The organism is Enterobacter sp. SST3 (genome assembly GCF_000286655.1).
GTDB lineage: Bacteria > Pseudomonadota > Gammaproteobacteria > Enterobacterales > Enterobacteriaceae > Enterobacter > Enterobacter roggenkampii.
Window position 1 is genome coordinate 1 of record NZ_ALNS01000050.1, and the last position, 26,284, is coordinate 26,284.

Annotated in this window: 46 protein-coding genes and 1 pseudogene; 7 read left to right on the plus strand and 40 right to left on the minus strand. The window is 51.0% G+C overall.

The features are described 5' to 3' along the window. The first annotated feature begins 247 nt into the window (after positions 1-247). A complete protein-coding gene (locus B498_RS00430) occupies positions 248-802 on the plus strand; it encodes a gamma carbonic anhydrase family protein (protein ID WP_008503472.1) in 555 nt (184 codons plus the stop codon). Here B498_RS00430 and B498_RS00425 read toward each other — a convergent pair. The 6 genes from B498_RS00425 to dprA are packed head-to-tail and all read right to left on the minus strand — an operon-like array spanning position 778 to position 4,561. Continuing rightward, positions 778-1,026 carry a DUF1488 domain-containing protein gene (locus tag B498_RS00425; RefSeq protein WP_008503473.1) on the minus strand — a complete coding sequence of 83 codons (249 nt, stop codon included), beginning with the start codon at positions 1,024-1,026 and terminating at the stop codon, positions 778-780. The two genes, B498_RS00430 and B498_RS00425, sit on opposite strands and share 25 nt — an antisense overlap. Next, complete coding sequence (gene aroE / locus B498_RS00420; protein ID WP_008503474.1) at positions 1,023-1,841, minus strand: shikimate dehydrogenase; 819 nt, start codon at positions 1,839-1,841, stop codon at positions 1,023-1,025. The genes B498_RS00425 and aroE overlap by 4 nt, the downstream gene beginning before the upstream one ends. 4 nt (positions 1,842-1,845) lie before the next feature. Next, positions 1,846-2,418: an L-threonylcarbamoyladenylate synthase type 1 TsaC gene (gene tsaC / locus B498_RS00415; RefSeq protein WP_008503475.1), complete on the minus strand. Its 573-nt coding sequence runs from the start codon at positions 2,416-2,418 to the stop codon at positions 1,846-1,848. Then, the gene (locus B498_RS00410; RefSeq protein WP_008503476.1) at positions 2,411-2,965 is read right to left on the minus strand and encodes a type I DNA topoisomerase; all 555 of its coding nucleotides are present in this window, start codon (positions 2,963-2,965) and stop codon (positions 2,411-2,413) included. Before B498_RS00410 ends, tsaC begins: the two co-directional genes overlap by 8 nt. A gap of 26 nt (positions 2,966-2,991) precedes the next feature. After that, the gene (gene smg, locus B498_RS00405) at positions 2,992-3,465 is read right to left on the minus strand and encodes a DUF494 family protein Smg (RefSeq protein WP_008503477.1); all 474 of its coding nucleotides are present in this window, start codon (positions 3,463-3,465) and stop codon (positions 2,992-2,994) included. Next, positions 3,437-4,561, minus strand: a complete 1,125-nt coding sequence (gene dprA / locus B498_RS00400; RefSeq protein WP_032623139.1) for a DNA-protecting protein DprA — start codon at positions 4,559-4,561, stop codon at positions 3,437-3,439. The genes smg and dprA overlap by 29 nt, the downstream gene beginning before the upstream one ends. 127 nt (positions 4,562-4,688) lie before the next feature. Between dprA and def the strand changes: the two genes are divergently transcribed. The 5 genes from def to mscL all read left to right on the plus strand — a co-directional run bounded on the left by def (position 4,689) and on the right by mscL (position 9,466). After that, the gene (gene def, locus B498_RS00395) at positions 4,689-5,198 is read left to right on the plus strand and encodes a peptide deformylase (protein ID WP_008503479.1); all 510 of its coding nucleotides are present in this window, start codon (positions 4,689-4,691) and stop codon (positions 5,196-5,198) included. 25 nt (positions 5,199-5,223) lie between these two features. Continuing rightward, positions 5,224-6,171 (plus strand): methionyl-tRNA formyltransferase, encoded by a 948-nt coding sequence (fmt, locus tag B498_RS00390; protein ID WP_008503480.1) that lies wholly within the window; start codon positions 5,224-5,226, stop codon positions 6,169-6,171. Positions 6,172-6,223: 52 nt separating this feature from the next. Further along, complete coding sequence (gene rsmB, locus B498_RS00385) at positions 6,224-7,510, plus strand: 16S rRNA (cytosine(967)-C(5))-methyltransferase RsmB (RefSeq protein WP_032623141.1); 1,287 nt, start codon at positions 6,224-6,226, stop codon at positions 7,508-7,510. Between the two features lie 22 nt (positions 7,511-7,532). Further along, the gene (trkA, locus tag B498_RS00380) at positions 7,533-8,909 is read left to right on the plus strand and encodes a Trk system potassium transporter TrkA (RefSeq protein ID WP_008503482.1); all 1,377 of its coding nucleotides are present in this window, start codon (positions 7,533-7,535) and stop codon (positions 8,907-8,909) included. Between the two features lie 146 nt (positions 8,910-9,055). Beyond that, a complete protein-coding gene (gene mscL / locus B498_RS00375; protein ID WP_008503483.1) occupies positions 9,056-9,466 on the plus strand; it encodes a large-conductance mechanosensitive channel protein MscL in 411 nt (136 codons plus the stop codon). Here the strand turns inward: mscL and B498_RS00370 are convergent, their stop codons facing one another. The 31 genes from B498_RS00370 to rpsJ all read right to left on the minus strand — a co-directional run bounded on the left by B498_RS00370 (position 9,467) and on the right by rpsJ (position 24,296). Further along, the gene (locus B498_RS00370) at positions 9,467-9,682 is read right to left on the minus strand and encodes an alternative ribosome-rescue factor A (RefSeq protein ID WP_008503484.1); all 216 of its coding nucleotides are present in this window, start codon (positions 9,680-9,682) and stop codon (positions 9,467-9,469) included. Positions 9,683-9,739: 57 nt separating this feature from the next. Further along, entirely contained in the window at positions 9,740-10,165 is a 426-nt protein-coding gene (zntR, locus tag B498_RS00365) for a Zn(2+)-responsive transcriptional regulator (RefSeq protein WP_008503485.1), read from the minus strand. Between the two features lie 2 nt (positions 10,166-10,167). After that, complete coding sequence (locus B498_RS00360; protein WP_008503486.1) at positions 10,168-10,536, minus strand: DUF1992 domain-containing protein; 369 nt, start codon at positions 10,534-10,536, stop codon at positions 10,168-10,170. 107 nt (positions 10,537-10,643) lie between these two features. Continuing rightward, complete coding sequence (gene rplQ, locus B498_RS00355; RefSeq protein WP_001216368.1) at positions 10,644-11,027, minus strand: 50S ribosomal protein L17; 384 nt, start codon at positions 11,025-11,027, stop codon at positions 10,644-10,646. Between the two features lie 40 nt (positions 11,028-11,067). After that, positions 11,068-12,057, minus strand: a complete 990-nt coding sequence (locus B498_RS00350; protein ID WP_002919219.1) for a DNA-directed RNA polymerase subunit alpha — start codon at positions 12,055-12,057, stop codon at positions 11,068-11,070. Between the two features lie 25 nt (positions 12,058-12,082). After that, positions 12,083-12,703, minus strand: a complete 621-nt coding sequence (gene rpsD, locus B498_RS00345; RefSeq protein WP_004868345.1) for a 30S ribosomal protein S4 — start codon at positions 12,701-12,703, stop codon at positions 12,083-12,085. Between the two features lie 32 nt (positions 12,704-12,735). Then, positions 12,736-13,125, minus strand: a complete 390-nt coding sequence (gene rpsK / locus B498_RS0121790; protein ID WP_003863312.1) for a 30S ribosomal protein S11 — start codon at positions 13,123-13,125, stop codon at positions 12,736-12,738. Positions 13,126-13,141: 16 nt separating this feature from the next. Beyond that, positions 13,142-13,498, minus strand: coding sequence for a 30S ribosomal protein S13 (gene rpsM, locus B498_RS00340; protein ID WP_008503488.1), 357 nt, complete (start codon positions 13,496-13,498; stop codon positions 13,142-13,144). A gap of 146 nt (positions 13,499-13,644) precedes the next feature. Next, a complete protein-coding gene (rpmJ, locus tag B498_RS0121795) occupies positions 13,645-13,761 on the minus strand; it encodes a 50S ribosomal protein L36 (RefSeq protein ID WP_000868187.1) in 117 nt (38 codons plus the stop codon). 31 nt (positions 13,762-13,792) lie between these two features. Continuing rightward, entirely contained in the window at positions 13,793-15,124 is a 1,332-nt protein-coding gene (gene secY, locus B498_RS00335) for a preprotein translocase subunit SecY (RefSeq protein ID WP_003863305.1), read from the minus strand. Positions 15,125-15,131: 7 nt separating this feature from the next. Continuing rightward, positions 15,132-15,566, minus strand: a complete 435-nt coding sequence (gene rplO / locus B498_RS00330) for a 50S ribosomal protein L15 (protein ID WP_003863304.1) — start codon at positions 15,564-15,566, stop codon at positions 15,132-15,134. A gap of 3 nt (positions 15,567-15,569) precedes the next feature. Beyond that, positions 15,570-15,749 carry a 50S ribosomal protein L30 gene (rpmD, locus tag B498_RS00325; protein ID WP_003863301.1) on the minus strand — a complete coding sequence of 60 codons (180 nt, stop codon included), beginning with the start codon at positions 15,747-15,749 and terminating at the stop codon, positions 15,570-15,572. 6 nt (positions 15,750-15,755) lie between these two features. Beyond that, positions 15,756-16,256, minus strand: a complete 501-nt coding sequence (rpsE, locus tag B498_RS00320; RefSeq protein WP_003863299.1) for a 30S ribosomal protein S5 — start codon at positions 16,254-16,256, stop codon at positions 15,756-15,758. Positions 16,257-16,270: 14 nt separating this feature from the next. Further along, entirely contained in the window at positions 16,271-16,624 is a 354-nt protein-coding gene (gene rplR, locus B498_RS00315; RefSeq protein WP_003863297.1) for a 50S ribosomal protein L18, read from the minus strand. 9 nt (positions 16,625-16,633) lie between these two features. Further along, positions 16,634-17,167 (minus strand): 50S ribosomal protein L6, encoded by a 534-nt coding sequence (gene rplF, locus B498_RS00310; RefSeq protein WP_003863296.1) that lies wholly within the window; start codon positions 17,165-17,167, stop codon positions 16,634-16,636. Between the two features lie 12 nt (positions 17,168-17,179). Beyond that, positions 17,180-17,572 carry a 30S ribosomal protein S8 gene (gene rpsH / locus B498_RS00305; RefSeq protein ID WP_006178918.1) on the minus strand — a complete coding sequence of 131 codons (393 nt, stop codon included), beginning with the start codon at positions 17,570-17,572 and terminating at the stop codon, positions 17,180-17,182. A 30-nt stretch (positions 17,573-17,602) separates the two neighbouring features. Continuing rightward, entirely contained in the window at positions 17,603-17,908 is a 306-nt protein-coding gene (gene rpsN / locus B498_RS00300; protein WP_003863291.1) for a 30S ribosomal protein S14, read from the minus strand. Positions 17,909-17,922: 14 nt separating this feature from the next. Beyond that, complete coding sequence (gene rplE, locus B498_RS00295; RefSeq protein WP_001096202.1) at positions 17,923-18,462, minus strand: 50S ribosomal protein L5; 540 nt, start codon at positions 18,460-18,462, stop codon at positions 17,923-17,925. Between the two features lie 14 nt (positions 18,463-18,476). Further along, positions 18,477-18,791: a 50S ribosomal protein L24 gene (gene rplX, locus B498_RS00290; RefSeq protein ID WP_003863287.1), complete on the minus strand. Its 315-nt coding sequence runs from the start codon at positions 18,789-18,791 to the stop codon at positions 18,477-18,479. Between the two features lie 10 nt (positions 18,792-18,801). After that, entirely contained in the window at positions 18,802-19,173 is a 372-nt protein-coding gene (rplN, locus tag B498_RS00285; protein ID WP_002919748.1) for a 50S ribosomal protein L14, read from the minus strand. Between the two features lie 166 nt (positions 19,174-19,339). Then, positions 19,340-19,594 carry a 30S ribosomal protein S17 gene (gene rpsQ, locus B498_RS00280; protein ID WP_008503489.1) on the minus strand — a complete coding sequence of 85 codons (255 nt, stop codon included), beginning with the start codon at positions 19,592-19,594 and terminating at the stop codon, positions 19,340-19,342. After that, the gene (rpmC, locus tag B498_RS00275; protein WP_008503490.1) at positions 19,594-19,785 is read right to left on the minus strand and encodes a 50S ribosomal protein L29; all 192 of its coding nucleotides are present in this window, start codon (positions 19,783-19,785) and stop codon (positions 19,594-19,596) included. The genes rpsQ and rpmC overlap by 1 nt, the downstream gene beginning before the upstream one ends. Next, a complete protein-coding gene (gene rplP / locus B498_RS00270; RefSeq protein ID WP_002919759.1) occupies positions 19,785-20,195 on the minus strand; it encodes a 50S ribosomal protein L16 in 411 nt (136 codons plus the stop codon). Before rplP ends, rpmC begins: the two co-directional genes overlap by 1 nt. 12 nt (positions 20,196-20,207) lie before the next feature. After that, positions 20,208-20,909: a 30S ribosomal protein S3 gene (gene rpsC, locus B498_RS00265; RefSeq protein WP_000529945.1), complete on the minus strand. Its 702-nt coding sequence runs from the start codon at positions 20,907-20,909 to the stop codon at positions 20,208-20,210. A gap of 17 nt (positions 20,910-20,926) precedes the next feature. Beyond that, a complete protein-coding gene (gene rplV, locus B498_RS00260; protein WP_002919773.1) occupies positions 20,927-21,259 on the minus strand; it encodes a 50S ribosomal protein L22 in 333 nt (110 codons plus the stop codon). Positions 21,260-21,273: 14 nt separating this feature from the next. Further along, the gene (gene rpsS / locus B498_RS00255) at positions 21,274-21,552 is read right to left on the minus strand and encodes a 30S ribosomal protein S19 (protein ID WP_001138117.1); all 279 of its coding nucleotides are present in this window, start codon (positions 21,550-21,552) and stop codon (positions 21,274-21,276) included. Positions 21,553-21,568: 16 nt separating this feature from the next. Further along, positions 21,569-22,390: a 50S ribosomal protein L2 gene (rplB, locus tag B498_RS00250; protein ID WP_008457150.1), complete on the minus strand. Its 822-nt coding sequence runs from the start codon at positions 22,388-22,390 to the stop codon at positions 21,569-21,571. 17 nt (positions 22,391-22,407) lie between these two features. After that, positions 22,408-22,710 (minus strand): 50S ribosomal protein L23, encoded by a 303-nt coding sequence (gene rplW, locus B498_RS00245; RefSeq protein WP_000617546.1) that lies wholly within the window; start codon positions 22,708-22,710, stop codon positions 22,408-22,410. Then, entirely contained in the window at positions 22,707-23,312 is a 606-nt protein-coding gene (gene rplD, locus B498_RS00240; protein WP_000424395.1) for a 50S ribosomal protein L4, read from the minus strand. The genes rplW and rplD overlap by 4 nt, the downstream gene beginning before the upstream one ends. Before the next feature lie 10 nt (positions 23,313-23,322). Then, positions 23,323-23,952 carry a 50S ribosomal protein L3 gene (rplC, locus tag B498_RS00235; protein ID WP_003863274.1) on the minus strand — a complete coding sequence of 210 codons (630 nt, stop codon included), beginning with the start codon at positions 23,950-23,952 and terminating at the stop codon, positions 23,323-23,325. A gap of 32 nt (positions 23,953-23,984) precedes the next feature. Then, positions 23,985-24,296 carry a 30S ribosomal protein S10 gene (gene rpsJ, locus B498_RS00230; RefSeq protein ID WP_001181005.1) on the minus strand — a complete coding sequence of 104 codons (312 nt, stop codon included), beginning with the start codon at positions 24,294-24,296 and terminating at the stop codon, positions 23,985-23,987. Positions 24,297-24,676: 380 nt separating this feature from the next. Between rpsJ and B498_RS00225 the strand changes: the two genes are divergently transcribed. Beyond that, entirely contained in the window at positions 24,677-25,150 is a 474-nt protein-coding gene (locus tag B498_RS00225) for a prepilin peptidase (RefSeq protein WP_008503491.1), read from the plus strand. Here B498_RS00225 and bfr read toward each other — a convergent pair. From bfr to tuf, 3 genes and pseudogenes are all read right to left on the minus strand, one after another. Further along, positions 25,134-25,610, minus strand: a complete 477-nt coding sequence (bfr, locus tag B498_RS00220; protein WP_008503492.1) for a bacterioferritin — start codon at positions 25,608-25,610, stop codon at positions 25,134-25,136. The genes B498_RS00225 and bfr overlap by 17 nt on opposite strands. Positions 25,611-25,682: 72 nt before the next feature. Beyond that, the gene (bfd, locus tag B498_RS00215) at positions 25,683-25,877 is read right to left on the minus strand and encodes a bacterioferritin-associated ferredoxin (RefSeq protein WP_008503493.1); all 195 of its coding nucleotides are present in this window, start codon (positions 25,875-25,877) and stop codon (positions 25,683-25,685) included. Positions 25,878-26,056: 179 nt separating this feature from the next. Continuing rightward, positions 26,057-26,284, minus strand: a pseudogene (gene tuf, locus B498_RS00210) (elongation factor Tu); the annotation flags it as partial.

Below are 26,284 nucleotides of genomic sequence, written 5' to 3' on the forward strand. Positions count from 1 at the left end.
ATTTTTTCTCTTCAACCGACTGCGTTGTCTGTGAAGTGATTCACATCCGCCGTGTCGATGGAGGCGCATTATAGGGATCCCAATTTTTAGCACAAGTATTTTTTAGATCTTTTTTTCCGACTGCTGATTTTCCGTGCTTTTCGCTGAAATCCCGCCCGATCTGCTTAAATATTGACGTATTTTGCCTTGCCTCGATCGACGAATACGATCAAAGTCTTCTGTATAGCGCTCATTCTCAGAGGTAGTTATGTCTGCAGTATTACGTCCTTATAAAGATCTGTTCCCCAAACAAGGCGATCGCGTGATGATCGACGCCAGTAGTGTGGTCATTGGTGATGTCCGACTGGCCGATGACGTTAGTATCTGGCCACTCGTTGCCATCAGGGGAGACGTTAACTATGTGTCTATTGGCGCGCGAACCAATATTCAGGACGGTAGCGTTCTGCACGTCACGCACAAATCGTCCTATAACCCGGAAGGCAATCCCCTCATTATTGGAGAAGATGTTACCGTCGGCCATAAAGTCATGCTTCACGGCTGCACTGTCGGAAATCGCGTACTTGTTGGCATGGGGTCGATTTTACTGGATGGCGTCATAGTAGAAGATGACGTGATGATTGGCGCCGGTAGCCTGGTCCCGCAGAACAAACGGCTGGAGAGCGGCTATCTCTATCTGGGAAGCCCGGTAAAACAGATCCGCCCCCTGAAGGAGGCGGAGATCGAAGGATTAAAATACTCGGCAAACAACTACGTAAAATGGAAGAATGATTATTTGGATCAGGATAGCCAAACCCAGCCCTGATCGTCTTCCTGCTGTTCGCGGATTAAATCGCTGGCTTCCTCTTCGAGATCCCAGCGGTTTTCACAAAATACGGCTATCGGGTCTGTGCCGCCAAAACGATGCAACAGCGTTTCCCCGTGGATGGCACAGGTAAGCTGCATACCCTGCACGAGCACCGGAAAACAGACCGCTTGCTTATGCTCATCCCAGCTCTCTCTGTCCGGGAAATGAATAGCCTGATTCACGCCGAAAGCTCCTGCTTTAGCTTTTCAATGACTGGCTCGACTGAAGGCAGCACCCCGTGCCAGAGCAGTACAGCATGCGCAGCCTGCCCCACCAGCATTCCCAGCCCATCGGCTAACTGTTTCGCGCCGTGTTGTTCACACCAGTTCAGGAAAGGCGTTTTACCTTTCTGATAGAACATGTCATAGAAGTACATGTGCGCACTGACCAGCGAAGCGGGGATCGCCGGGATCTCGCCACTGATGCCGCTGGATGTGGCATTAATGACAAGATCGAACTCACGTTCAGCAAGATCGTCAAGCGCTACCGCGCTCACGCTGCCGGTATGCGCAAACAACGCCGCCAGCGCTTCTGCCCGGGAAAAGGTTCTGTTAGTAATGGTCACTGAACAGTCCAGGGAAAGCAGAGGCAACAGAACGCCCCTCGATGCACCACCCGCGCCAATCAGCAGAACCCGGAATCCGGGTTTGATAAAGGAGAGTCTTTCCAGATCGCTAAGTAAACCAATCCCGTCGGTGTTGTCACCCAGAAGGCGTCCATCCTCAAGCCGTTTTAGGGTATTGACTGCACCTGCAAGTGAAGCGCGCTCGGTCAGCTCATCTGCACGTTCGAATGCTTCTTCTTTAAACGGGACCGTCACATTCGCGCCTTTGCCCCCCGCGGCGAAAAAGGCCTCCAGCGTTGGGATAAAGGCATCCACTGGCGCCAGTACGCGCCCATAGGGATGATCTATCTGCAGCTGCTCCGCGAATTGCTGATGAATCCACGGTGACTTGCTGTGTGCAATCGGATTACCAAAAACAGCATAGGTTTCCATGAGATTACCCCTGGCGAAAACGTTCGCCGGTCAAAGCGTCGCGAATCTCAGACGGATTCAGGCGCCCTCCCGTTTCACCAACAGCGACAGGGAAGTCATTCCCGAACTGCGCCAGCACTTCTTCAGTTGTCCGACAAGGCGGCTGCCCGGTCAGGTTGGCGCTGGTTGAGACCAGTGGTTTACCAAATGCCAGGCACAGCTCCACCACCAGCGGATGATCAGTGACGCGAACGGCAAGGGAGTCAAAGCGTCCGGTTAACCAGCGCGGCGTTGTAGGCTGAGCCGGGAAGACGAAGGTTACTGGTCCAGGCCATGCGGAGAAGATTGTCTCGCGCTGTGCTGGGGTTAGCATAGAGTCATCAATATAGGGCTTAAGCTGCTCGTAATTCGCAGCGATCAAAATAAGCCCTTTCTCGACGGGTCTTTGTTTCAGAGTAAGCAGACGGCTCACAGCCGTTTCGCTGTCAGGATCGCAACCGACCCCAAAAACAGCTTCAGTTGGATAGGCGATGACTTCTTCATTTTTCAGTACGTCCACTGCATGCGCAATGGAGCCTGATGGCAGGTTATTATTCACTATTTTGATCCGCCGTAACCGGCTTTCCACATTGTTTACTGGCGCAGAAGCGTTTAATGCCTTGCGCGGTTTTCTTCTCTATCAGTAGCGGATAATTGCAATGAGGGCAGATTCCCGCTACCGGCTTAAAATTGATAACGAACTGGCAGTCAGGGTAGCGATCGCACGAATGGAAGGTCTTACCATAACGGGAACGGCGCTGTACCAGCTGACCGCGCTGACACTGAGGACACGCAATCGCCGTTTCATCTGGCTTATCAATTTGTTCCGTATGTTCACATTCCGGGTAGCGGCTACATCCAATAAACATGCCGAAACGCCCCTGGCGTAGCGCGAGTTCGCCACCGCAAAGAGGACAAAGCTGCCCCTCCAGAATTTTAACGATATGTCCATCCGCCTGGCTTTTCAGAGGACGAACATAATCACATTCCGGATAGTGAGAACAACCGAGAAACGGGCCGTGTTTCCCGGACCGAATAACAAGTTCAGCCCCGCACTGCGGGCAGGGCTCGTTTTTATGCACCGTGAACAGTGCTGATTTGGCCATAACAACTCTTGGCGCTGCACATTGAATTAGTGCAGCATACCTTCATTCACTTCAAAGAGTAATTCTTCCATTTGCTGATAGGCATTTTCACAGCCCGGGATATTAAACAGAACCATCAGGATCACCCATTTGAGATCTTCCAGTTCAAATTCTGCGGTATCCAGCGCCATGACGCGTTCTATCACCATTTCTCTCGTTTCGAGGTTTAGCACCTGAATCTGCTCAAGGAATAAAATGAATCCCCGGCAGCTGGCGTCCAGCCGTTCACACTCTTCAGCGGTATAAATGCGTACTGACAATGGGTCAGAAGCAAGCTGCATCGGTTCGGCAAGGCCTTCCTGATAATCAGCCAATTTTTCCAGCCACATCAACGCATTGTAGATATCTTCCCGCTCAAATCCCGCATCGGTAAGATCCTGTGTCAACTTGTCCTGATCCACTCGCATTTCTGCTTCGTTATGGATGTAAGTCTCAAACAAATACATCAGTACGTCGAACATGGCATGCCCTCCTTAATCGGACATAGCCGCCGGGTACAGCTGCGATCCACCCTGCTAACTCCAGTTCGAGTAGCTGTGCTACCGTTACTGGCACAGGTTGGCCGGCACGTTCAGCGACAACGTCAACAGGTGTTACCTCATCTCCTACGTTAGCCAGGAGCTTGGGAAATGGCAATGCCACCTTTCCCTGATCTGATGAATATTGTCGCTTTTCGGGATCTTCCTGCAGCCATTGCAGCCCATATTGCAAATTTTCAAGAATGTCCCCGACTTCCGTTACCGGTGTTGCCCCCTGCTTAATCAGCCAGTGCGGTCCCTCGCATCCCGGATTACCTATCGGGCCGGGCAAAGCGAAGACTTCTCGTCCCTGTTCGAGCGCACACCGTGCCGTGACCAGCGAACCGCTTCGCCGCGCGGCTTCGACCACCAGCACGCCTTTGCTAAGGCCGCTGATGATTCGATTACGACGCGGAAAGTTTGCCGGTCGGGGCTGCGCGGAAAGCGGAAACTCAGACACTATCGCGCCGTCAGACTCAATAAGCCGCATCGCCAATGCCTGATGCCGACGCGGATAAATACTAAAAAGACCGTTTCCCAGCACCGCGACACTTCGTCCTTTTACTGACAGCGCCGCGCTGTGGGCAACGCCGTCAATACCACAGGCCAGCCCGCTGGTGATCGTGAAACCACTTTGTGAAAGTTGTTCGCACAGGATTTTCCCCCACCGCTCGCCGTACCATGACGGCGCACGACTGCCTACCACCGCCAGCTGAACGGTATTAAGCGTCTCGGGGTTACCTTTTATGAATAATGCTCCGGGATAATCAGGGATTGTGCGGAGCAAAGGGGGATAAAGGGGATGGTTGGCCGTTAATAAATGATGACCCGGCTGCTCAAGCCATACCAGGCTACGTTCCAGCTCACTCTCATTGAGCGCAACGAACCGTTCAGCCTGCTTTGCTGTCAAACCAGTGTTTCTCAGAACAAGCGTGTCGATGCCTTCCTGCCTCTGCAGTCGTGCAGCCGCTTCCACCATGACATCACCACACAAAGAACCTGTGTGCATGAGCCGTAGCCAAATCTCGGTAGATGTCATCCTTTCCCCTGCCATAAGCGGTCTCCGCAATCATTGCGATTGGTCACTGATGCTGTCAATCGATGGGGGATTTGTCTAGAATAGAGGGAGTATTCTTATCAACTCCTGAACACGACTCTGGAAATTTATGGCAGTTTTGCAAGTATTACATATTCCGGACGAGCGCCTTCGCATCGTCGCTGAACCGGTTAAAGAAGTGAATGCAGAAATCCAGCGTATCGTTGATGATATGTTCGATACCATGTACGCCGAAGAAGGCATTGGCCTGGCGGCAACGCAGGTGGACATTCACAAGCGTATTATCGTGATCGACGTTTCTGAGAATCGCGATGGTCGTCTGGTGCTGATCAACCCAGAGCTGCTTGAAAAGAGTGGCGAAACCGGTATTGAGGAAGGCTGTCTGTCTATTCCAGAACAGCGTGCGTTAGTGCCGCGTGCTGAGAAAGTGAAAATTCGCGCTCTGGATCGTGACGGTAATCCGTTCGAACTGGAGGCAGACGATCTGCTGGCGATTTGTATTCAGCATGAGATGGATCACCTGGTCGGTAAACTGTTTATCGATTATCTCTCGCCGCTGAAACAGCAGCGTATTCGTCAGAAAGTAGAGAAACTGGATCGTTTGCGTTCTCGCGCATAACGTCCCACCGGATACAAGGATCATCGTGTCTAAATCACTACGTATTATCTTCGCGGGAACCCCTGATTTTGCAGCGCGTCATCTTGACGCGCTGTTATCGTCTGGTCACCAGGTTGTTGGCGTCTTTACCCAACCGGACCGTCCTGCTGGTCGCGGCAAAAAACTGATGCCGAGCCCGGTCAAGGTGCTGGCAGAAGAGCATGGGCTTCCTGTTTTTCAGCCCGCATCGCTGCGCCCGCAGGAAAATCAGCAGCTGGTTGCTGACCTGAATGCCGACGTAATGGTGGTGGTGGCTTACGGTTTAATTTTGCCAAAAGCCGTGCTTGATATGCCGCGTCTGGGTTGTATCAACGTTCATGGGTCCCTGCTCCCACGCTGGCGTGGTGCAGCACCTATCCAGCGCGCGCTGTGGGCGGGTGATGCCGAAACGGGCGTGACCATCATGAAGATGGACGTAGGTTTAGACACCGGCGACATGCTCTATAAACTGGCCTGCCCCATTACGTCAGACGATACCAGCGCCACGCTGTATGACAAACTGGCAGAGCTTGGCCCACAAGGGCTCATCGAGACGCTTCAGCAGCTTGCTGACAATACGGCAAAACCAGAAGTTCAGGACGACGCGCTGGTAACCTACGCCGAAAAGCTGAGCAAAGAAGAAGCGCGGATCGACTGGTCCCTGTCAGCCGCTCAACTTGAACGTTGCATTCGCGCTTTTAATCCGTGGCCGATGAGCTGGTTGGAAATTGATGAGCAGCCAGTAAAAGTCTGGAAAGCCTCCGTCATTAGCGGTGCGACTACGGCGGAACCCGGTACGATTATTGATGCCAGCAAGAACGGCATCCAGGTGGCGACTGCGCAAGGTATTTTGAATCTTGAATCGCTCCAACCGGCCGGTAAGAAAGCCATGAGTGCTCAGGATCTACTAAATTCCCGTCGCGAATGGTTTATCCCTGGCAATCGCCTTGCCTGAGCAAATTTATTCTTAAGGCCCGGTGTTTCCGGGCATTTTTATTTTTACGGTTATGAAAAAACAAAATCTACGCAGTATGGCGGCCCAGGCCGTCGAGCAGGTTATCGAGCAGGGCCAGTCACTGAGCAACGTCCTGCCTCCCCTGCAGCAAAAAGTCTCTGATAAAGATAAAGCCCTGCTTCAAGAGCTCTGCTTTGGCGTCCTGCGCACACTCTCTCAGCTTGAGTGGTTGATTAACAAGCTGATGTCCCGCCCAATGACGGGCAAGCAGCGCACCGTACATTATTTAATTATGGTGGGTTTTTATCAGCTTCTTCATACCCGCATCCCACCTCATGCCGCGCTGGCAGAGACGGTGGAAGGTGCCGTTGCGATTAAACGTCCTCAGCTGAAAGGGCTGATCAACGGCGTATTGCGTCAGTTCCAGCGACAGCAGGACGAGCTTCTGGCTGAATTTGCCCAAAATGAAGCGCGCTTCCTGCATCCGGACTGGCTGTTGAAGCGCCTGAAAAAAGCTTATCCGCAGCAGTGGCAGGACATTGCCGATGCCAACAACCAGCGTCCGCCAATGTGGTTACGCGTGAATCGTAATCACCACACCCGTGACGCATGGCTGGCATTACTCGAAGACGCTGGAATGAGCGGCTTCACCCATGACGCATACCCTGATGCCGTGCGCTTAGCATCGCCTGCACCGGTACATGCATTACCCGGTTTTGATGAAGGCTGGGTAACCGTACAGGATGCCTCTGCTCAGGGTTGCATGACCTGGCTCGAACCTAAAAACGGTGAGCAGATTTTGGATCTCTGCGCCGCACCAGGGGGCAAAACGACGCATATTCTTGAAGTGGCTCCGCAGGCCAGCGTGATGGCAGTGGACGTTGATGAGCAACGTCTTTCACGCGTCTACGACAACCTCAAGCGCCTGGGCATGAAGGCACAGGTTAAGCAAGGCGATGGACGCAAACCCGCAGAATGGTGTGGCGAAGCACAATTCGATCGCATTTTGCTGGATGCCCCCTGCTCTGCAACTGGCGTGATTCGTCGTCATCCGGATATCAAGTGGCTGCGTCGCGATCGTGATATTAGTGAGCTTGCCCAACTGCAATCCGACATCCTTGACGCCATCTGGCAGCATCTCAAACCCGGCGGCACGCTGGTCTATGCAACCTGTTCAGTACTGCCGGAAGAAAACAGTCAGCAAATCGCGGCCTTCCTTAAACGAACCCCGGACGCGGCGCTGCACGATACGGGAACGCCTGAATGCCCGGGTCAGCAGAATCTGCCGGGTGCAGAAGAAGGTGATGGCTTCTTTTACGCTAAGCTAATCAAAGAGTGATGTTGAGAACAGGTCACGAGAGATGAAGATTATCATTCTGGGCGCAGGACAGGTTGGTGGAACGCTGGCGGAAAATCTGGTTGGCGAAAACAACGATATCACCATCGTGGATACCAACGGCGATCGCCTGCGTGTTTTACAGGACAAATTTGACCTGCGCGTTGTGCAGGGTCATGGTTCGCACCCGCGCGTTCTTCGTGAGGCGGGCGCTGACGATGCCGACATGCTGGTTGCGGTGACCAGTTCTGACGAAACCAATATGGTGGCCTGTCAGGTGGCCTACTCGCTTTTTAACACGCCAAACCGAATCGCGCGCATCCGCTCTCCGGACTATGTCCGCGATGCTGAGAAACTGTTTAATTCAGAAGCAGTTCCTATTGACCATCTTATCGCGCCAGAACAGCTGGTGATCGACAATATCTACCGTCTGATCGAATATCCGGGCGCCCTGCAGGTGGTGAACTTTGCCGAAGGTAAAGTGAGCCTGGCCGTCGTTAAGGCCTATTACGGCGGCCCGTTGATTGGCAACGCGTTGTCCACCATGCGCGAGCATATGCCGCATATTGATACGCGCGTCGCGGCTATTTTCCGCCACGACAGACCTATCCGCCCGCAGGGCTCTACGATTGTCGAAGCCGGGGACGAAGTCTTCTTTATTGCGGCTTCACAGCATATTCGTGCGGTGATGAGTGAACTTCAGCGTCTCGAAAAACCCTATAAACGCATTATGCTGGTCGGCGGCGGCAATATTGGTGCCGGTCTGGCACACCGGCTTGAAAAAGATTACAGCGTAAAATTGATCGAACGCGATCAGCAGCGAGCGGCTGAACTGGCGGAAAAACTGCAAAATACGATCGTATTTTATGGCGATGCGTCAGATCAGGAGTTGCTGGCTGAAGAGCATATTGATCAAGTTGATCTTTTTATTGCCGTCACCAACGACGACGAAGCGAATATAATGTCCGCCATGCTCGCGAAACGTATGGGGGCAAAGAAGGTCATGGTGCTTATCCAGCGCAAAGCCTATGTTGATCTGGTTCAGGGCAGCGTCATTGATATTGCCATTTCGCCGCAGCAGGCGACAATTTCCGCGTTACTGAGCCATGTGCGTAAAGCGGATATTGTTGGGGTATCATCGCTTCGTCGCGGGGTAGCGGAAGCCATTGAAGCCGTAGCGCACGGAGATGAAACTACATCACGCGTCGTGGGCCGTTCGATAGACGAAATTAAGCTGCCACCGGGCACCATTATTGGTGCTGTCGTGCGCGGGAATGATGTCATGATTGCCAATGATAATTTGCGCATTGAGCAAGGCGATCACGTTATTATGTTCCTTACCGATAAAAAGTTTATTACCGACGTCGAACGTTTATTCCAGCCAAGCCCATTCTTCCTTTAATGTGTCGGGTGCTCTCAATGGGGTACCCGCTCTTTATCCTTCTCATTTCTGTGCCTTTTATTTTGCATAACGTTTAATTATCACGAATGGCAATTAGCTAATCATTTGTTAAACTTATAGTCGTCAGCTGGCACAAGGAGAACAAAATGAGTTTTATTAAAGAATTTCGCGAATTTGCGATGCGCGGAAACGTGGTGGATTTGGCAGTGGGTGTCATTATTGGTGCAGCATTCGGCAAGATTGTTTCATCATTAGTGGCCGACATTATCATGCCACCTTTAGGGTTGCTGATCGGGGGCATTGATTTCAAACAGTTCGCTTTCACGTTGCGTGAAGCACAGGGTGATGTACCGGCAGTCGTGATGCACTACGGTGTATTTATTCAGAACGTATTTGATTTCGTGATTGTAGCGTTTGCCATTTTTATGGCTATAAAGCTGATCAATAAACTCAACCGTAAAAAAGAAGAGCCGGCAGCAGCGCCTGCACCGACAAAAGAAGAAGTGCTGCTGAGTGAGATTCGCGATCTGTTAAAAGAGCAGAACAAGCGCGTTTAATCAGAAGCTTAAAGCAGGAAGGCCAGTGGTAAATAAGCGATTCGCTTGTTTGCCACTGGCCTCCCAGCTACCCCGTTTTGCATGCTTGCCTTTACGCAGATAACTTCCTTTCCCTTTTTTATTCTTCTCAACGCGCTGTCTGAATAGCGGGTCATGGAGTAGTGCCTCAATGGCATTGTCTTTAATCTGTCCTTTCGTGTGCTGATAGCGGCTCATAAATTCTCCTGAGCATGGTTTATGTCGACGGGAGTCTAGACCCGGTTGGACTAAAAATCAACAGTCCTCGGTTTTCCCACTGGCCCCCTGTTCAAGGGCTTCCAGAATGGAACAATAAATACTGCTGTGGGCCGTGCCACAACAAGCATCATTCAGCCTTTGCAGAGAGCGCTGCATGGTTTGCAATTCCTGAATGCGTGCTTCAACTTCATCCAACCGGGCCTGCACAATGCTTTTCGACTCCTGACAGGTGTGATGTGCCGGATCGATGCGGATCGATAATAACTCGCGGATCGAATCTAATGTGAAACCGAGCTGGCGCGCATACCGAATAAACCGCAGGCGCTGCAGATCGTTATCGGTATAAAGTCGGAAGCCACCTTCAGTACGAACTTCATGATCGATCATCTGCTGCTTTTCGTAATATCGGATGGTATCCGGTGTGACGTTCGCGAGCTTCGCAAGTTCACCGATACGGTACATAACTACTCCTCGTTTATTTTCCGCAACAAGCGTTCACCGTATTCACCGTGCAGAAAGTCAGTGTTCATTCCTGCCTGACGCAGTTTAAGTTCAAGCAGGGCGAGGCGGCGGCTAATTTCAGAATGTCGCGGATCGTCCTGACGGATCCCTTTTAGCAGATCGACAAGTTCAACAGCCTCTCTGCGCTGTTCGAGTTCAGGAGGGAGACAGCCTGCATTCTTTAGTAAACGGTATCCCGCGCGTAATTCAGGCGCAATATGCGAGTCATCGTCAAGCATAAGGGGTTCGCCGCATCCCGGAAGATCGTCGAATTCACCTTTTTTTTGGGCATCACGAATATGGCGTTCTGCCCACTGGTCAAGCAGCCACATTACCCGCTCCAGAGGATGAACAGAATTGATACAGATATTGTAGAGAAGTGGGGATATCGCGGATATAAAAAAACCCGCCGGAGCGGGTTTTTTTACGTTACTGCAGATTACTCTGCAGCAGCTTCTGCTTTCTCTGAACGATCAACCAGCTCGATGTAAGCCATCGGCGCGTTGTCGCCTGCACGGAAGCCACACTTCAGAATGCGAGTGTAACCACCGGCACGGCTCGCGAAACGCGGGCCCAGTTCGTTAAACAGTTTTGCCACGATCTCGTTATCACGAGTACGGGCGAATGCCAGACGACGATTAGCAACGCTGTCAGTCTTGGCAAGAGTAATCAGCGGCTCAACTACGCGACGCAGCTCTTTCGCTTTAGGCAGGGTCGTCTTGATGATCTCATGACGAACCAGTGAACCTGCCATGTTGCGGAACATAGCCTGGCGATGGCTGCTGTTGCGGTTCAGTTGACGACCACTCTTACGATGGCGCATGACCTTATCCTTCTCAGTAAAACCTTAACCTGTGATCCGGTTACTCGTCAGCAATGCTTGCCGGTGGCCAGTTTTCCAGGCGCATGCCCAGAGACAGACCACGTGAAGCCAGCACGTCTTTAATCTCGGTAAGAGATTTTTTACCCAGGTTCGGCGTTTTCAGCAACTCAACCTCGGTACGCTGTACCAGATCACCGATATAGTGGATAGCTTCTGCCTTGAGGCAGTTAGCAGAGCGGACAGTCAATTCGAGATCGTCAACAGGGCGCAGCAGGATCGGATCGAATTCTGGTTTCTCTTCTTTCACTTCCGGCTGACGAACATCACGTAAGTCAACGAAAGCTTCCAGTTGTTCTGCCAGGATGGTTGCCGCACGACGAATCGCCTCTTCAGGATCGATTGTGCCGTTGGTTTCCATTTCGATGACCAGCTTGTCCAGGTCGGTACGCTGTTCTACACGCGCTGCTTCAACATTGTAGGCAATACGCTCTACAGGGCTGTAGCATGCGTCGACCAGCAGACGGCCGATTGGGCGCTCATCTTCTTCCGAATGAATTCGGGCAGAAGCCGGCACATAACCACGACCGCGCTGAACTTTGATACGCATGCTAATAGCTGCGTTCTCATCGGTCAGGTGGCAGATCACGTGCTGCGGCTTGACGATTTCAACATCACCGTCGTGGGTGATGTCGGCTGCAGTCACAGGGCCAATGCCAGATTTATTCAGAGTAAGAATAACTTCATCTTTACCCTGAACTCTCACCGCCAGCCCTTTCAGGTTGAGCAGGATTTCAAGGATATCTTCCTGAACGCCTTCTTTGGTGCTGTACTCATGAAGTACACCATCAATCTCAACCTCGGTCACCGCGCAACCCGGCATCGATGAGAGCAGAATACGGCGCAGTGCGTTACCCAGAGTATGGCCAAAGCCACGCTCTAAAGGCTCAAGGGTCACCTTGGCGTGCGTCGAACTCACTTGCTCGATATCTACCAGGCGCGGTTTTAGAAACTCTGTCACAGAACCCTGCATTGTGTCCTCTCTTTGGTACTAAGCTTTACTTGGAGTAAAGCTCGACGATCAGGTGTTCGTTAATGTCCGCAGACAGATCAGAACGTTCTGGCTGACGCTTGAACGTACCTTCCATCTTGCCAGCATCAACTTCCAGCCAGGTTGGCTTTTCACGCTGCTCAGCCAGCTCCAGAGCGGCCTTCACGCGAGATTGCTTTTTCGCTTTCTCACGAATGCTAACAACGTCATTCGCTTTAACCTGATAAGAAGCGATGTTAACAACACGACCGTTTACCATGATTGCTTTGTGGCTAACCAGCTGACGTGATTCAGCACGAGTAGCGCCGAAGCCCATACGGTATACAACGTTGTCCAGACGACCTTCCAGCAGAGCCAGCAGGTTTTCACCTGTGTTGCCTTTCAGACGTGCTGCTTCTTTATAGTAGTTACGGAACTGACGCTCCAGCACACCGTACATACGGCGAACTTTTTGCTTTTCACGCAACTGCACACCATAGTCAGACAGACGCGGTTTACGCGCACCGTGCTGGCCAGGAGCTTGTTCAATTTTACACTTGGTATCGATCGCGCGAACGCCAGACTTAAGGAATAAGTCGGTGCCCTCACGACGGCTCAGCTTGAGCTTAGGACCCAAATATCTTGCCATTTTCTATCTCCAACTAACCTAAAAAACGAGCGTTATACGCGACGTTTTTTCGGCGGACGACAACCGTTATGAGGGATCGGAGTCACATCAGTAATATTAGTGATGCGGAAACCAGCGGCGTTCAGAGCGCGAACAGTAGATTCACGACCCGGACCCGGACCTTTAACCATAACTTCCAGATTCTTGATGCCGTATTCTTTTACGGCTTCTGCGCAACGCTCTGCTGCAACCTGAGCTGCGAACGGAGTGGATTTGCGAGAACCACGGAAACCGGAACCACCGGCTGTTGCCCAACCCAATGCGTTACCCTGACGATCAGTAATAGTAACGATGGTGTTGTTGAAAGAAGCATGGATATGAGCCACGCCGTCAGAGACTTGTTTTCTTACACGTTTACGTGCACGAACTGGTGCCTTTGCCATTATTCAATCACCCCGATTATTTCTTGATCGGTTTGCGCGGACCCTTACGGGTACGTGCGTTGGTCTTAGTACGCTGACCGCGCACTGGCAGACCACGACGATGACGCAAACCGCGATAGCAACCAAGATCCATCAGGCGCTTGATGCTCATGCTGATTTCACGGCGCAGATCACCTTCAACGACAAATTTGGCAACTTCGTCACGCAGCGTGTCGATTTGTTCTTCAGACAGCTCACTGATCTTAACATCTTCAGCGATACCCGCTGCAGCCAGAATGGCTTTAGAACGGGTCTTGCCGATGCCGTAGATCGAAGTTAATGCGATCACAGCATGTTTCTGATCAGGAATGTTAATGCCTGCTATACGGGCCACTATGCACTCCTACTATTTAATATGTACGCACCATGCTGAAAAGCCCGTTTTCAGGATACTCAAATGGAAACGTACAGACATACAAAAGATTGGCTGGCTAATCTAGCCAGCTCAACCCAACTTTGCAAGAAAAATATGCGAAATAATCAGCCTTGGCGCTGTTTATGCTTCGGCTCGGCACTGCAAATCACACGGATGACACCATCACGCTTAACGATTTTGCAGTTACGGCATAATTTCTTGACGGAAGCACGAACTTTCATTTTTACTCTCCGTAACTTCTCAGGCGACCAATTAGCGGCCGTAGCCTTTCAGGTTCGCCTTCTTCAATGCAGACTCATACTGACTGGACATCATCAGAGTTTGCACTTGAGCCATAAAGTCCATAATCACGACAACAACGATAAGCAGTGAGGTTCCACCGAAGTAGAACGGTACTTTCATTGCATCACGCATGAACTCCGGGATCAGGCAGATAAAAGTAATATAGAGCGCACCAACCAAAGTCAGGCGGGTCATTACTTTATCGATATACTTCGCCGTTTGCTCTCCCGGACGAATTCCTGGTACAAATGCACCGGACTTCTTCAGGTTATCTGCTGTTTCACGCGGGTTGAAGACCAACGCCGTGTAGAAGAAACAGAAGAAGATGATCGCAGACGCATAGAGTAACACATAAAGTGGTTGCCCAGGCTGCAAATACAGCGAAATTGTTGTCAGCCAGTTCCAACCAGTACCGCCCCCGAACCATGACGCGATGGTTGCCGGGAACAGAATAATACTGGAAGCGAAGATAGCCGGGATAACCCCCGCCATGTTCACTTTCAGCGGTAAATGTGTGCTCTGTGCAGCATAGACACGACGACCTTGCTGACGCTTAGCGTAGTTCACCACAATGCGGCGTTGACCACGTTCAACGAAGACAACAAAGAACGTCACTGCAAATACTAATACTGCAACCAACAGCAACAGGAGGAAGTGCAGGTCGCCTTGACGCGCTTGCTCGATAGTGTGGGCGATGGCTGGCGGGAGGCCCGCAACAATACCGGCGAAGATAATGATTGAGATACCGTTACCGATACCACGCTCAGTAATCTGTTCGCCGAGCCACATCAGGAACATTGTCCCTGTGACCAGACTTACAACAGCGGTGAAGTAGAATGCAAAGCCCGGGTTTAACACCAGGCCCTGCATACCAGGCATATTCGGAAGACCGGTAGCAATACCGATCGACTGGAATATTGCCAGCACCAGAGTACCGTAACGGGTGTACTGACTAATCTTACGACGTCCTGACTCCCCTTCTTTCTTCAACTCTGCCAGGGCCGGATGAACGACCGTCAGCAGCTGGATAATAATCGATGCCGAAATGTACGGCATAATACCCAGTGCGAAGATAGAAGCACGGCTGAGAGCACCACCAGAGAACATGTTGAACATTTCAATGATGGTGCCTCGCTGTTGCTCAAGCAGTTTGGCAAGTACAGCGGCATCGATACCAGGGATCGGAATAAAAGAGCCAATACGGAACACAATCAGCGCGCCGATAACAAACAGCAGTCTGCGTTTCAGCTCGCCAAATCCACCTTTGGCACTTTGAAAATCTAATCCCGGTTGCTTAGCCATCTGCTACTTATTCCTCAATTTTACCGCCAGCAGCTTCGATAGCAGCACGAGCACCTTTAGTAACACGCAGGCCACGAACAGTTACCGGAGTAGAAACTTCACCAGCCAGGATCACTTTCGCGAACTCGATCTGGATACCGATAATGTTTGCTGCTTTCAGCGTGTTCAGGTCTACAACGCCGCCTTCAACTTTCGCCAGGTCAGACAGACGGATTTCCGCCGTGATCGCTGCTTTGCGAGAGGTGAAGCCGAACTTCGGCAGACGACGGTACAGTGGCATCTGGCCACCCTCGAAACCGCGACGTACGCCACCGCCAGAACGAGAGTTCTGACCTTTGTGACCACGACCACCGGTTTTGCCGAGGCCAGAACCGATACCACGACCCAGGCGTTTACCCGCCTTTTTAGAGCCTTCGGCCGGAGACAGAGTATTTAAACGCATCTCTTACTCCTCAACTTTAACCATGAAGTAAACCGCGTTGACCATACCACGAACAGCAGGAGTATCCTCGCGCTCAACGGTATGACCAATACGACGCAGACCCAGGCCAAGCAGCGTTGCCTTGTGTTTCGGCAGACGACCGATTGCACTGCGGGTTTGAGTGATTTTAATAGTCTTTGCCATGGTCAATTACCCCAGAATTTCTTCAACGGATTTACCACGCTTGGCAGCGACCATTTCTGGAGAATTCATATTTTCCAGGCCATCAATAGTTGCACGAACCACGTTGATCGGGTTGGTGGAACCATATGCTTTAGCCAGAACGTTATGAACCCCAGCAACTTCCAGAACGGCGCGCATTGCACCACCGGCGATGATACCGGTACCTTCTGAAGCTGGCTGCATGAATACACGAGAACCCGTGTGAACACCTTTAACTGGGTGCTGCAGGGTGCCGTTGTTCAGCGCGACGTTAATCATGTTGCGACGGGCTTTTTCCATCGCTTTCTGGATCGCTGCTGGAACTTCACGCGCTTTACCGTAACCAAAACCAACGCGACCGTTACCATCGCCTACTACAGTCAGAGCTGTGAAGGAGAAAATACGACCACCTTTAACGGTTTTAGATACGCGGTTTACCGCGATCAGCTTTTCCTGCAGTTCGCCAGCCTGTTTTTCGATGTGAGCCATCTTACACCTCTACCTTAGAACTGAAGGCCAGCTTCACGGGCAGCATCTGCCAGTGCCTGGACACGACCATGATATTGGAACCCGGAACGGTCAAAGGAAACATTGCTGATGCCTTTTTCCAGAGCGCGTTCAGCAACAGCTTTACCTACAGCTGCAGCGGCGTCTTTGTTACCGGTGTACTTCAATTGTTCTGAGATAGCTTTTTCTACAGTAGAAGCAGCTACCAGAACTTCAGAACCGTTCGGTGCAATTACCTGTGCGTAAATATGACGCGGGGTACGATGTACCACCAGGCGAGTTGCACCCAGCTCTTTGAGCTTGCGGCGTGCGCGGGTCGCACGACGGATACGAGCAGATTTCTTATCCATAGTGTTACCTTACTTCTTCTTAGCCTCTTTGGTACGCACGACTTCGTCGGCGTAACGAACACCCTTGCCTTTGTAAGGCTCAGGACGACGGTAGGCGCGCAGATCTGCTGCAACCTGACCGATCAGCTGTTTATCAGCGCCTTTCAGCACGATTTCAGTCTGAGTCGGGCATTCTGCAGTGATACCGGCCGGCAGCGGATGCTCAACAGGGTGTGAGAAGCCCAGAGACAGGCCTACTGCATTCCCTTTGATAGCTGCACGATAACCTACACCAACCAGCTGAAGCTTTTTAGTGAAGCCTTCGGTAACACCAACAACCATTGAGTTCAGCAGGGCACGCGCGGTACCAGCCTGAGCCCAACCATCCACGAAACCATCACGTGGACCGAAGGTCAGAGCATTATCTGCATGTTTAACTTCAACAGCTTTGTTGAGGGTACGAGTCAGCTCGCCGTTTTTACCTTTGATCGTAATAACCTGACCGTCGATTTTTACATCAACGCCGGCAGGAATAACGACCGGTGCTTTAGCAACACGAGACATTCTTTCCTCCGATTAGGCTACGTAGCAGATAATTTCGCCACCAAGACCAGCCTGGCGCGCTGCACGATCAGTCATAACACCTTTAGAGGTAGAAACAACTGCGATACCAAGACCAGCCATAACTTTTGGCAGCTCATCTTTTTTCTTATAGATGCGCAGGCCTGGGCGGCTGACACGCTGAATGCTTTCTACAACAGCTTTACCCTGGAAATACTTGAGAGTAAGTTCCAGTTCCGGCTTGGTGTCGCCTTCAACTTTAAAATCTTCGATAAAACCTTCTTCCTTCAGCACGTTGGCAATTGCCACTTTCAGCTTGGCGGAAGGCATGGTGACCGCAACTTTGTTCGCGGCCTGACCGTTACGGATACGGGTCAGCATATCCGCGATCGGATCTTGCATGCTCATCTGTCTTTACTCCCGTGATTCAATTGGTAATTACCAGCTAGCCTTTTTCAAGCCTGGCACTTCACCGCGCATGGCGGCTTCACGCAGTTTGATACGGCTCAACCCAAACTTGCCCACATAACCATGTGGACGACCTGTTTGACGACAGCGGTTACGCTGACGAGACGGGCTGGAATCACGCGGCAGAGACTGCAGCTTGAGAACCGCATTCCAACGATCTTCGTCGGAAGCGTTCACATCAGAAATGATCGCTTTCAGTTCAGCGCGTTTAGCGAAGAATTTATCAGCTAAAGCTACGCGCTTTACTTCGCGTGCTTTCATTGATTGCTTAGCCATTCAGTAACCCTACCTTACTTGCGGAACGGGAAGTCAAAGGCAGCCAGCAGAGCACGGCCTTCTTCGTCAGATTTCGCAGTAGTGGTAATGGTAATATCCAAACCACGCACGCGGTCGACTTTATCGTAGTCGATTTCTGGGAAGATGATCTGCTCACGGACACCCATGCTGTAGTTACCACGACCGTCGAAAGACTTAGCGGACAAGCCACGGAAGTCACGGATACGTGGAACAGCAATAGTGATCAGGCGCTCAAAGAACTCCCACATGCGTTCGCCACGCAGAGTTACTTTACAGCCGATCGGATAGCCCTGACGGATTTTGAAGCCTGCAACAGATTTGCGTGCTTTGGTGATCAGCGGTTTTTGACCGGAGATTGCTGTCAGGTCAGCTGCTGCGTTATCCAGCAGTTTCTTGTCAGCGATCGCTTCACCAACACCCATGTTCAGGGTGATCTTCTCGACCCGAGGGACTTGCATGACAGAATTGTAGTTAAACTCGGTCATGAGTTTCTTAACTACTTCGTCTTTGTAGTAATCATGCAGTTTCGCCATCGTACTACTCCAAATTACTTGATAGTTTCGCTGTTAGACTTGAAGAAACGGACTTTTTTACCGTCTTCGAATCTAAAGCCTACACGGTCAGCCTTGCCGGTAGCCGCATTGAAGATTGCAACGTTAGAAACCTGAATAGCAGCTTCTTTTTCAACGATGCCACCTGGTTGGTTCAGGGCCGGAACCGGCTTCTGATGTTTCTTAACCAGGTTGATACCTTCAACGACAAGTTTGCCGGAAGACAGAACATTTTTTACTTTACCGCGTTTACCTTTATCTTTACCGGTTAACACGATAACTTCGTCATCACGACGGATTTTCGCTGCCATGATTCGCTCCTTAGAGTACTTCTGGTGCCAGAGAGATAATTTTCATGAACTTCTCAGTACGAAGTTCACGAGTTACCGGCCCAAAGATACGCGTGCCGATAGGCTGCTCGCTGTTATTGTTTAAAATAACGCATGCATTACCATCGAAGCGAATGACAGAACCGTCAGGGCGACGAACACCCTTCTTGGTGCGCACCACTACCGCCTTCAGCACATCACCTTTTTTGACCTTACCACGTGGAATTGCTTCTTTGATGGTGATCTTGATGATGTCGCCTACGCCTGCGTAGCGACGGTGCGAGCCACCCAGAACCTTGATACACATTACGCGACGTGCACCGGAGTTGTCGGCGACGTTCAGCATAGTCTGTTCTTGGATCATTTTAGTGCTCCGCTAATGTCAACTACTACCTGAGACTCTAAAATCAGAGCCGTTAAAAAGCCCCATATCGAGGGCGCGGCATTATAACACCGCTTCTGCAATATGGGTAGAAAAAATAAACGGCTCATCGCTGAGCCGTTTATTCGTATTGAGAAGGCGTACTGTATTACAGAACCGCTTTCTCTACAACGCGAACCAGCGTCCAGGACTTAGTCTTGGACAGTGGACGGCATTCACGGATTTCAACCTTGTCGCCGATACCACATTCGTTGTTCTCGTCATGTACGTGCAGTTTGGTCGTACGCTTGATGAATTTACCGTAGATCGGGTGTTTCACAATACGTTCGATAGCTACAACAATGGATTTCTCCATTTTGTCGCTAACAACACGACCTTGCAGAGTACGGATTTTATCGGTCATTACGCACCCGCCTTCTGAGTCAGTAAAGTCTTAACGCGTGCAACATTGCGACGCACTTGCTTCAGCAGGTGAGTCTGTTGCAGCTGGCCACTTGCAGCCTGCATACGCAGGTTGAACTGCTCACGCAGCAGGTTCAGCAGCTCAGCGTTCAGCTCTTCAACGTTTTTTTCACGCAGCTCTTTTGCTTTCATTACATCACCGTCTTAGTTACAAAGGTGGTTTTGATAGGCAGTTTCGCTGCTGCCAGGCCGAAGGCTTCACGGGCCAGCTCTTCCGGAACACCGTCCATTTCATACAGGACTTTGCCCGGTTGGATCAAGGCAACCCAGTACTCCACGTTACCTTTACCTTTACCCATACGAACTTCCAGCGGCTTCTCGGTGATCGGTTTGTCCGGGAATACACGGATCCAGATCTTACCTTGACGCTTAACTGCACGGGTCATTGCACGACGTGCTGCTTCGATCTGACGTGCAGTCAGACGACCACGGCCAACAGCTTTCAGACCGAAAGTGCCGAAGCTAACATCCGTACCCTGCGCCAGACCACGGTTGCGGCCTTTGTGCACTTTACGGAATTTTGTACGCTTTGGTTGTAACATCAGCGACGCTCCTTATTTACGGCCTTTACGCTGCTGCTTTTTAGGTTGAGCAGCCGGTTTTTCCGGTTGTTCAACAGCAGCCATACCACCCAGGATCTCACCTTTGAAGATCCATACCTTAACGCCGATTACACCGTAAGTGGTGTGCGCTTCAGAGGTGTTGTAGTCGATGTCAGCACGCAGAGTGTGCAGCGGTACGCGACCTTCACGGTACCATTCGGTACGTGCGATTTCCGCGCCGCCCAGACGGCCGCTAACTTCAACTTTGATACCTTTAGCGCCCAGACGCATTGCGTTCTGTACAGCACGCTTCATAGCACGACGGAACATAACACGACGTTCCAGCTGTGAAGTGATGCTGTCAGCAACCAATTTAGCGTCCAGTTCAGGCTTACGAACTTCAGCGATATTGATCTGTGCAGGAACGCCAGCGATATCCGCTACGACCTTGCGCAGTTTTTCTACGTCTTCGCCTTTCTTACCGATAACGATGCCAGGACGAGCAGTGTGAATAGTCACACGGATGCTCTTCGCTGGACGCTCGATAACGATACGAGATACAGACGCTTTAGCCAGTTCCTTAGTCAGGTACTGACGTACTTTAAAATCGCTGTCCAGGTTGTCAGCGAATTCTTTGGTGTTCGCAAACCAGGTAGAGTTCCATGGTTTTACAATACCCAGGCGAATACCATTAGGATGTACTTTCTGACCCATTGCTAGTCTCCAGAGTCTCAGCGATCGGACACAACCACAGTAATGTGGCTGGTGCGCTTCAGGATGCGATCTGCACGACCTTTCGCACGCGGCATAATGCGCTTCATGCTTGGGCCTTCATCTACGAAAATTTTCGCGACTTTCAGATCGTCGATGTCAGCGCCATCGTTGTGTTCAGCGTTAGCAATGGCAGATTCCAGTACTTTCTTGACCAATACCGCAGCTTTCTTGTTGGTATAGGTCAGGATGTCCAGGGCCTGCGACACTTTCTTACCGCGAATCAGGTCAGCAACAAGGCGAACCTTCTGTGCAGAAGAACGAGCATGGCGATGTTGAGCTAAAGTTTCCATCTCTTCCTCCTACCTTATTTCTTCTTCGCTTTTTTATCAGCAGCGTGGCCGCGATAAGTACGAGTCGGTGCGAATTCACCCAGTTTGTGACCAACCATTTCGTCGGTAACAAAGACTGGAACGTGCTGACGACCATTATGGACAGCGATGGTCAAACCGATCATGTTAGGAAAGATCGTTGAACGACGGGACCAAGTGCGCAGGGGCTTCTTGTCTCCGCTTTCCACCGCTTTCTCTACCTTCTTCAGCAAGTGCAGGTCAATAAAAGGACCTTTCTTGAGAGAACGTGGCATGGCTTATCCTCTAAAATTATTTGCTACGGCGACGTACGATAAATTTATCAGTACGCTTGTTGCTGCGGGTCTTCTTACCTTTGGTCTGAACGCCCCACGGAGATACCGGGTGCTTACCAAAGTTACGACCTTCACCACCACCATGTGGGTGGTCGACTGGGTTCATCGCAGTACCGCGAACGGTAGGACGAACACCACGCCAGCGTGCAGCACCTGCTTTACCCAGAACGCGCAGCATATGCTCAGCATTGCCAACTTCGCCCAGAGTAGCGCGGCAGTCTGCTTCGACTTTACGCATTTCACCAGAACGCAGACGCAGGGTGACATAAGCACCATCACGCGCAACGATCTGAACGTAAGTACCCGCGGAACGCGCCAGCTGACCGCCTTTACCTGGTTTCATTTCTACGTTATGAACGGTAGAACCAACCGGGATATTGCGCATCGGCAGGGTGTTGCCTGCTTTGATTGCAGCATCAACGCCAGACTGAATCTGGTCGCCAGCTTTCAGGCCTTTAGGGGCCAGGATGTAACGGCGTTCGCCGTCTTTGTACAGAACCAGCGCGATGTTCGCGGAACGGTTCGGATCGTACTCAAGACGTTCAACAACTGCTGGGATACCGTCTTTGTTGCGTTTGAAGTCAACAATACGATAAGCCTGCTTGTGGCCACCACCGATGTGACGAGTGGTGATACGGCCATTGTTGTTACGACCACCGGATTTGCTGTTTTTTTCCAGCAACGGAGCAAAAGGTTTGCCCTTGTGCAGCTCAGGGTTAACCACTTTAACTACGTGGCGACGACCCGGAGATGTCGGTTTACATTTAACAACTGCCATTGTATTACTCCTCCGACTTACTCAGCGCCGCCAACGAAGTCCAGATTCTGGCCTTCTTTCAGGGTGACGTAAGCTTTTTTCCAGTCGCTACGACGACCGATACGCTGTCCGTGACGTTTAACTTTCCCTTTAACGACCAGGGTGTTAACGACTTCGACTTCGACTTCAAACAGTTTCTGCACAGCAGCTTTGATCTCTGCTTTGGTCGCGTCTTTAGCAACTTTGAGAACGATGGTGTTTGTTTTTTCCATCGCAGTAGACGCTTTTTCAGAAACGTGCGGTGCGCGAAGCACCTTCAGCAGACGTTCTTCACGAATCATGCCAGCATCTCCTCAACTTGCTTAACAGCATCAGCAGTCATTACGACTTTGTCGAAGGCGATCAGGCTAACCGGGTCGATACCAGTCGCATCGCGTACGTCAACCTTGTGCAGGTTACGTGCGGCCAGGAACAGGTTCTCGTCCAGCTCACCGGTGATGATCAGCACATCTTCCAGAGCCATGTCTTTCAGTTTCTGTGCCAGCAGCTTAGTTTTAGGCGCTTCAACAGAGAACTTCTCGACAACGATCAGACGATCCTGACGTACCAGTTCGGACAGGATGCTTTTCAGCGCGCCGCGGTACATCTTTTTGTTAACTTTTTGACTGTGGTCCTGTGGACGCGCAGCGAAGGTCACGCCACCTGAACGCCAGATCGGGCTCTTGATAGAACCTGAACGCGCACGGCCGGTACCTTTCTGGCGCCATGGCTTTTTGCCAGAACCAGTTACTTCAGCACGAGTCTTCTGAGCACGAGTACCCTGACGAGCACCAGCTGCATAAGCAACAACAACCTGGTGAACCAGCGCTTCGTTGAAATCACGACCGAAGGTAGTTTCGGAAACAGTCAGCGCGCTCTGCGCGTCTTTCAATACTAATTCCATTGCTATCCCCTTACGCCTTCACAGCTGGTTTAACGATCAGGTCGCTACCGGTTGCACCCGGGACCGCACCTTTAACCAGCAGCAGGTTGCGCTCAGCGTCAACACGTACTACGTCCAGGCTCTGAACGGTTACACGTTCGTTACCCAGCTGACCTGCCATTTTCTTGCCTTTGAACACTTTGCCCGGAGTCTGGTTCTGACCGATAGAACCCGGAACGCGGTGAGACAAGGAGTTACCGTGGGTAGCGTCCTGGGTACGGAAGTTCCAGCGCTTAACGGTACCAGCAAAACCTTTACCTTTAGAGGTACCGGTTACGTCAACTTTTTTAACGTCAGCAAACAGCTCAACGCTAATGTCCTGACCTACGGTGAACTCTTCGCCTTCAGCAAGACGGAATTCCCACAGACCACGGCCAGCTTCTACGCCAGCTTTAGCGAAGTGACCCGCTTCTGGTTTGGTTACACGGTTAGCTTTTTTAGCACCAGTGGTAACCTGAATAGCGCGGTAGCCATCGTTAGCCAGATCTTTAACCTGAGTAACGCGGTTTGCTTCAACTTCGATTACGGTTACTGGGATAGAAACGCCATCTTCAGTGAAGATGCGGGTCATACCCACTTTTTTACCGACTAAACCAATCATTGTTTCAACCTCTCAATCGCTCGATGACCTGATTAACCCAGGCTGATCTGCACGTCTACACCGGCAGCCAGATCCAGACGCATCAGAGCATCAACGGTTTTCTCAGTTGGCTCAACGATGTCAACCAGACGCTTGTGAGTGCGGATTTCGTACTGATCGCGCGCGTCTTTGTTAACGTGCGGAGAAATCAGAACGGTGAAGCGCTCTTTGCGGGTCGGCAGCGGGATCGGACCACGGACTTGCGCACCAGTGCGCTTAGCAGTCTCGACGATTTCCGCGGTTGATTGATCGATCAGACGATGATCAAACGCTTTAAGGCGGATACGGATTCTTTGGTTCTGCATGAGACCAGAGCTCCAATTATTTTATAAACGAAAATGATTACTCCTCAAACCCATTACGATTGATGGGAGAGTGTAACCGTTCTTACGTAGCTCCCCAATTGGGAGCATTGTTGAGTAACAAAATGAGCTACTCTGGTTCTGATTGAACCCGCCGTCAATTACGACAAGCCCGCGCATTATACGTAAATCTGGGCAAGACGCAAGTGCCGTTTAGAAATTAAGCGCCAATGTCGCAGGGTGTGTAAGAGCGCGCAACGTTTTATGAAATGTATTCTGCGGCGATGCTTTGTTTCGAGCCGCTACGCATCTCCGTTTTTTGTGCATTGCCGGACAGGCCGATTATAACGACTATGCGCTCAAACCCGTTTGAGGCCTTTTACATGCTAACCACCCTCCCCTTTCTGCTGATCTATCTTTCACTGACTGCCTTACTGGTACATGCCGATATTCGCTACGGTCTGCTTCCCGATAAATTTCTCTGCCCGCTGCTATGGGCGGGGCTGCTCTTCCAGCTTTGTATCCAACCTGATTTTCTGCCGAGTGCGGTGGCGGGTGCGATGGCCGGATATATTGCCTTTGCCGTTATTTACTGGGGCTATTGGTTTATCTGCCGGCGTGAAGGGATGGGATATGGTGATGTGAAGTACCTGGCGGCACTGGGTGCATGGCATGGCTGGTGCGTACTGCCTACGCTGGCGTTGCTCGCGGCGCTGATGGCGCTTCTTTGTATTCTTGTTTTTTCGGTAATCCGCCCTGATAAGAAGGCAATAAAAAACCCGCTGCCTTTTGGGCCATTTCTGGCAGCAGCGGGTTTATGCATAGGCTGGAAGACGTTGGTTATTCTTCCACTTTAATCTGTGACTGAAGATAGTTTTGCAGGCCGATTTTAGCAATGAGATCCAGCTCTGTTTCCAGCCAGTCAATATGCCCTTCTTCATCGGCCAGGATCTGAATCATCATATCTCGGCTGACGTAGTCATGTACGCTGTCAGCATAGGCAATGGCTTCACGGAGATCTTTGGCACCTTCAAGTTCTAGCCTGAGGTCGGAACGCAGCATCTCTTCGACATCTTCTCCGATGCCCAGCTTGCCGAGATCCTGCAGGTTTGGAATGCCTTCAAGGAATAAAATACGCTCGATATATTTATCAGCGTGTTTCATCTCATCGATAGATTCATGGTACTCAACGTCGTTTAAACGTTTGAGTCCCCAGTTTTTGAACATTCTCGCGTGAAGAAAATACTGGTTGATTGCGACAAGCTCATTTCCCAATAATTTATTGAGATAACTTATGATTTTAACATCACCTTTCATTATATAGTCCCTCCGCTTCCACTCATTGAAGCGTAGATCGGGCTACAGGGATGTCAAAGAAAAGATGGGCGCTTACGCGATCTCTTTGTATTCCGGGATCTGCATCAGCTCGTCCTGCATGATCTCTCGCGCAGCACGTACGCATTTACCGCATTGATTTCCCACCGGAACAAATTTGCGAAGCTGCTGGAATGACTGGGGCTGAAACTGGCGAACGGCCTGACGTATTTTTTTGTCGCTTACACCATTACATAAACAAACGTACATAGAAACTCCCGTTCAAATTATGCGCAAAGTGTAAGTGAGAATGGTTATGATTACAATAGCACAAACGCCAGAATGCGGGGCGGGAGCAGGCAAAAAATGCGAAATTTTGTGACGACGCCTGAGCGGTAGAAAACAAAAAAGGACGCCGAAGCGTCCTTTTTTAATTCAGGGATAATTAATTAGCCCAGAACTTTAGCAACAACGCCCGCGCCAACGGTACGGCCGCCTTCACGGATTGCGAAACGCAGACCGTCGTCCATCGCGATTGGGTGGATCAGAGTCACAACCATCTTGATGTTGTCGCCTGGCATTACCATCTCAACGCCTTCTGGCAGTTCGATGGTACCGGTCACGTCAGTAGTACGGAAGTAGAACTGTGGACGGTAGCCTTTGAAGAACGGAGTATG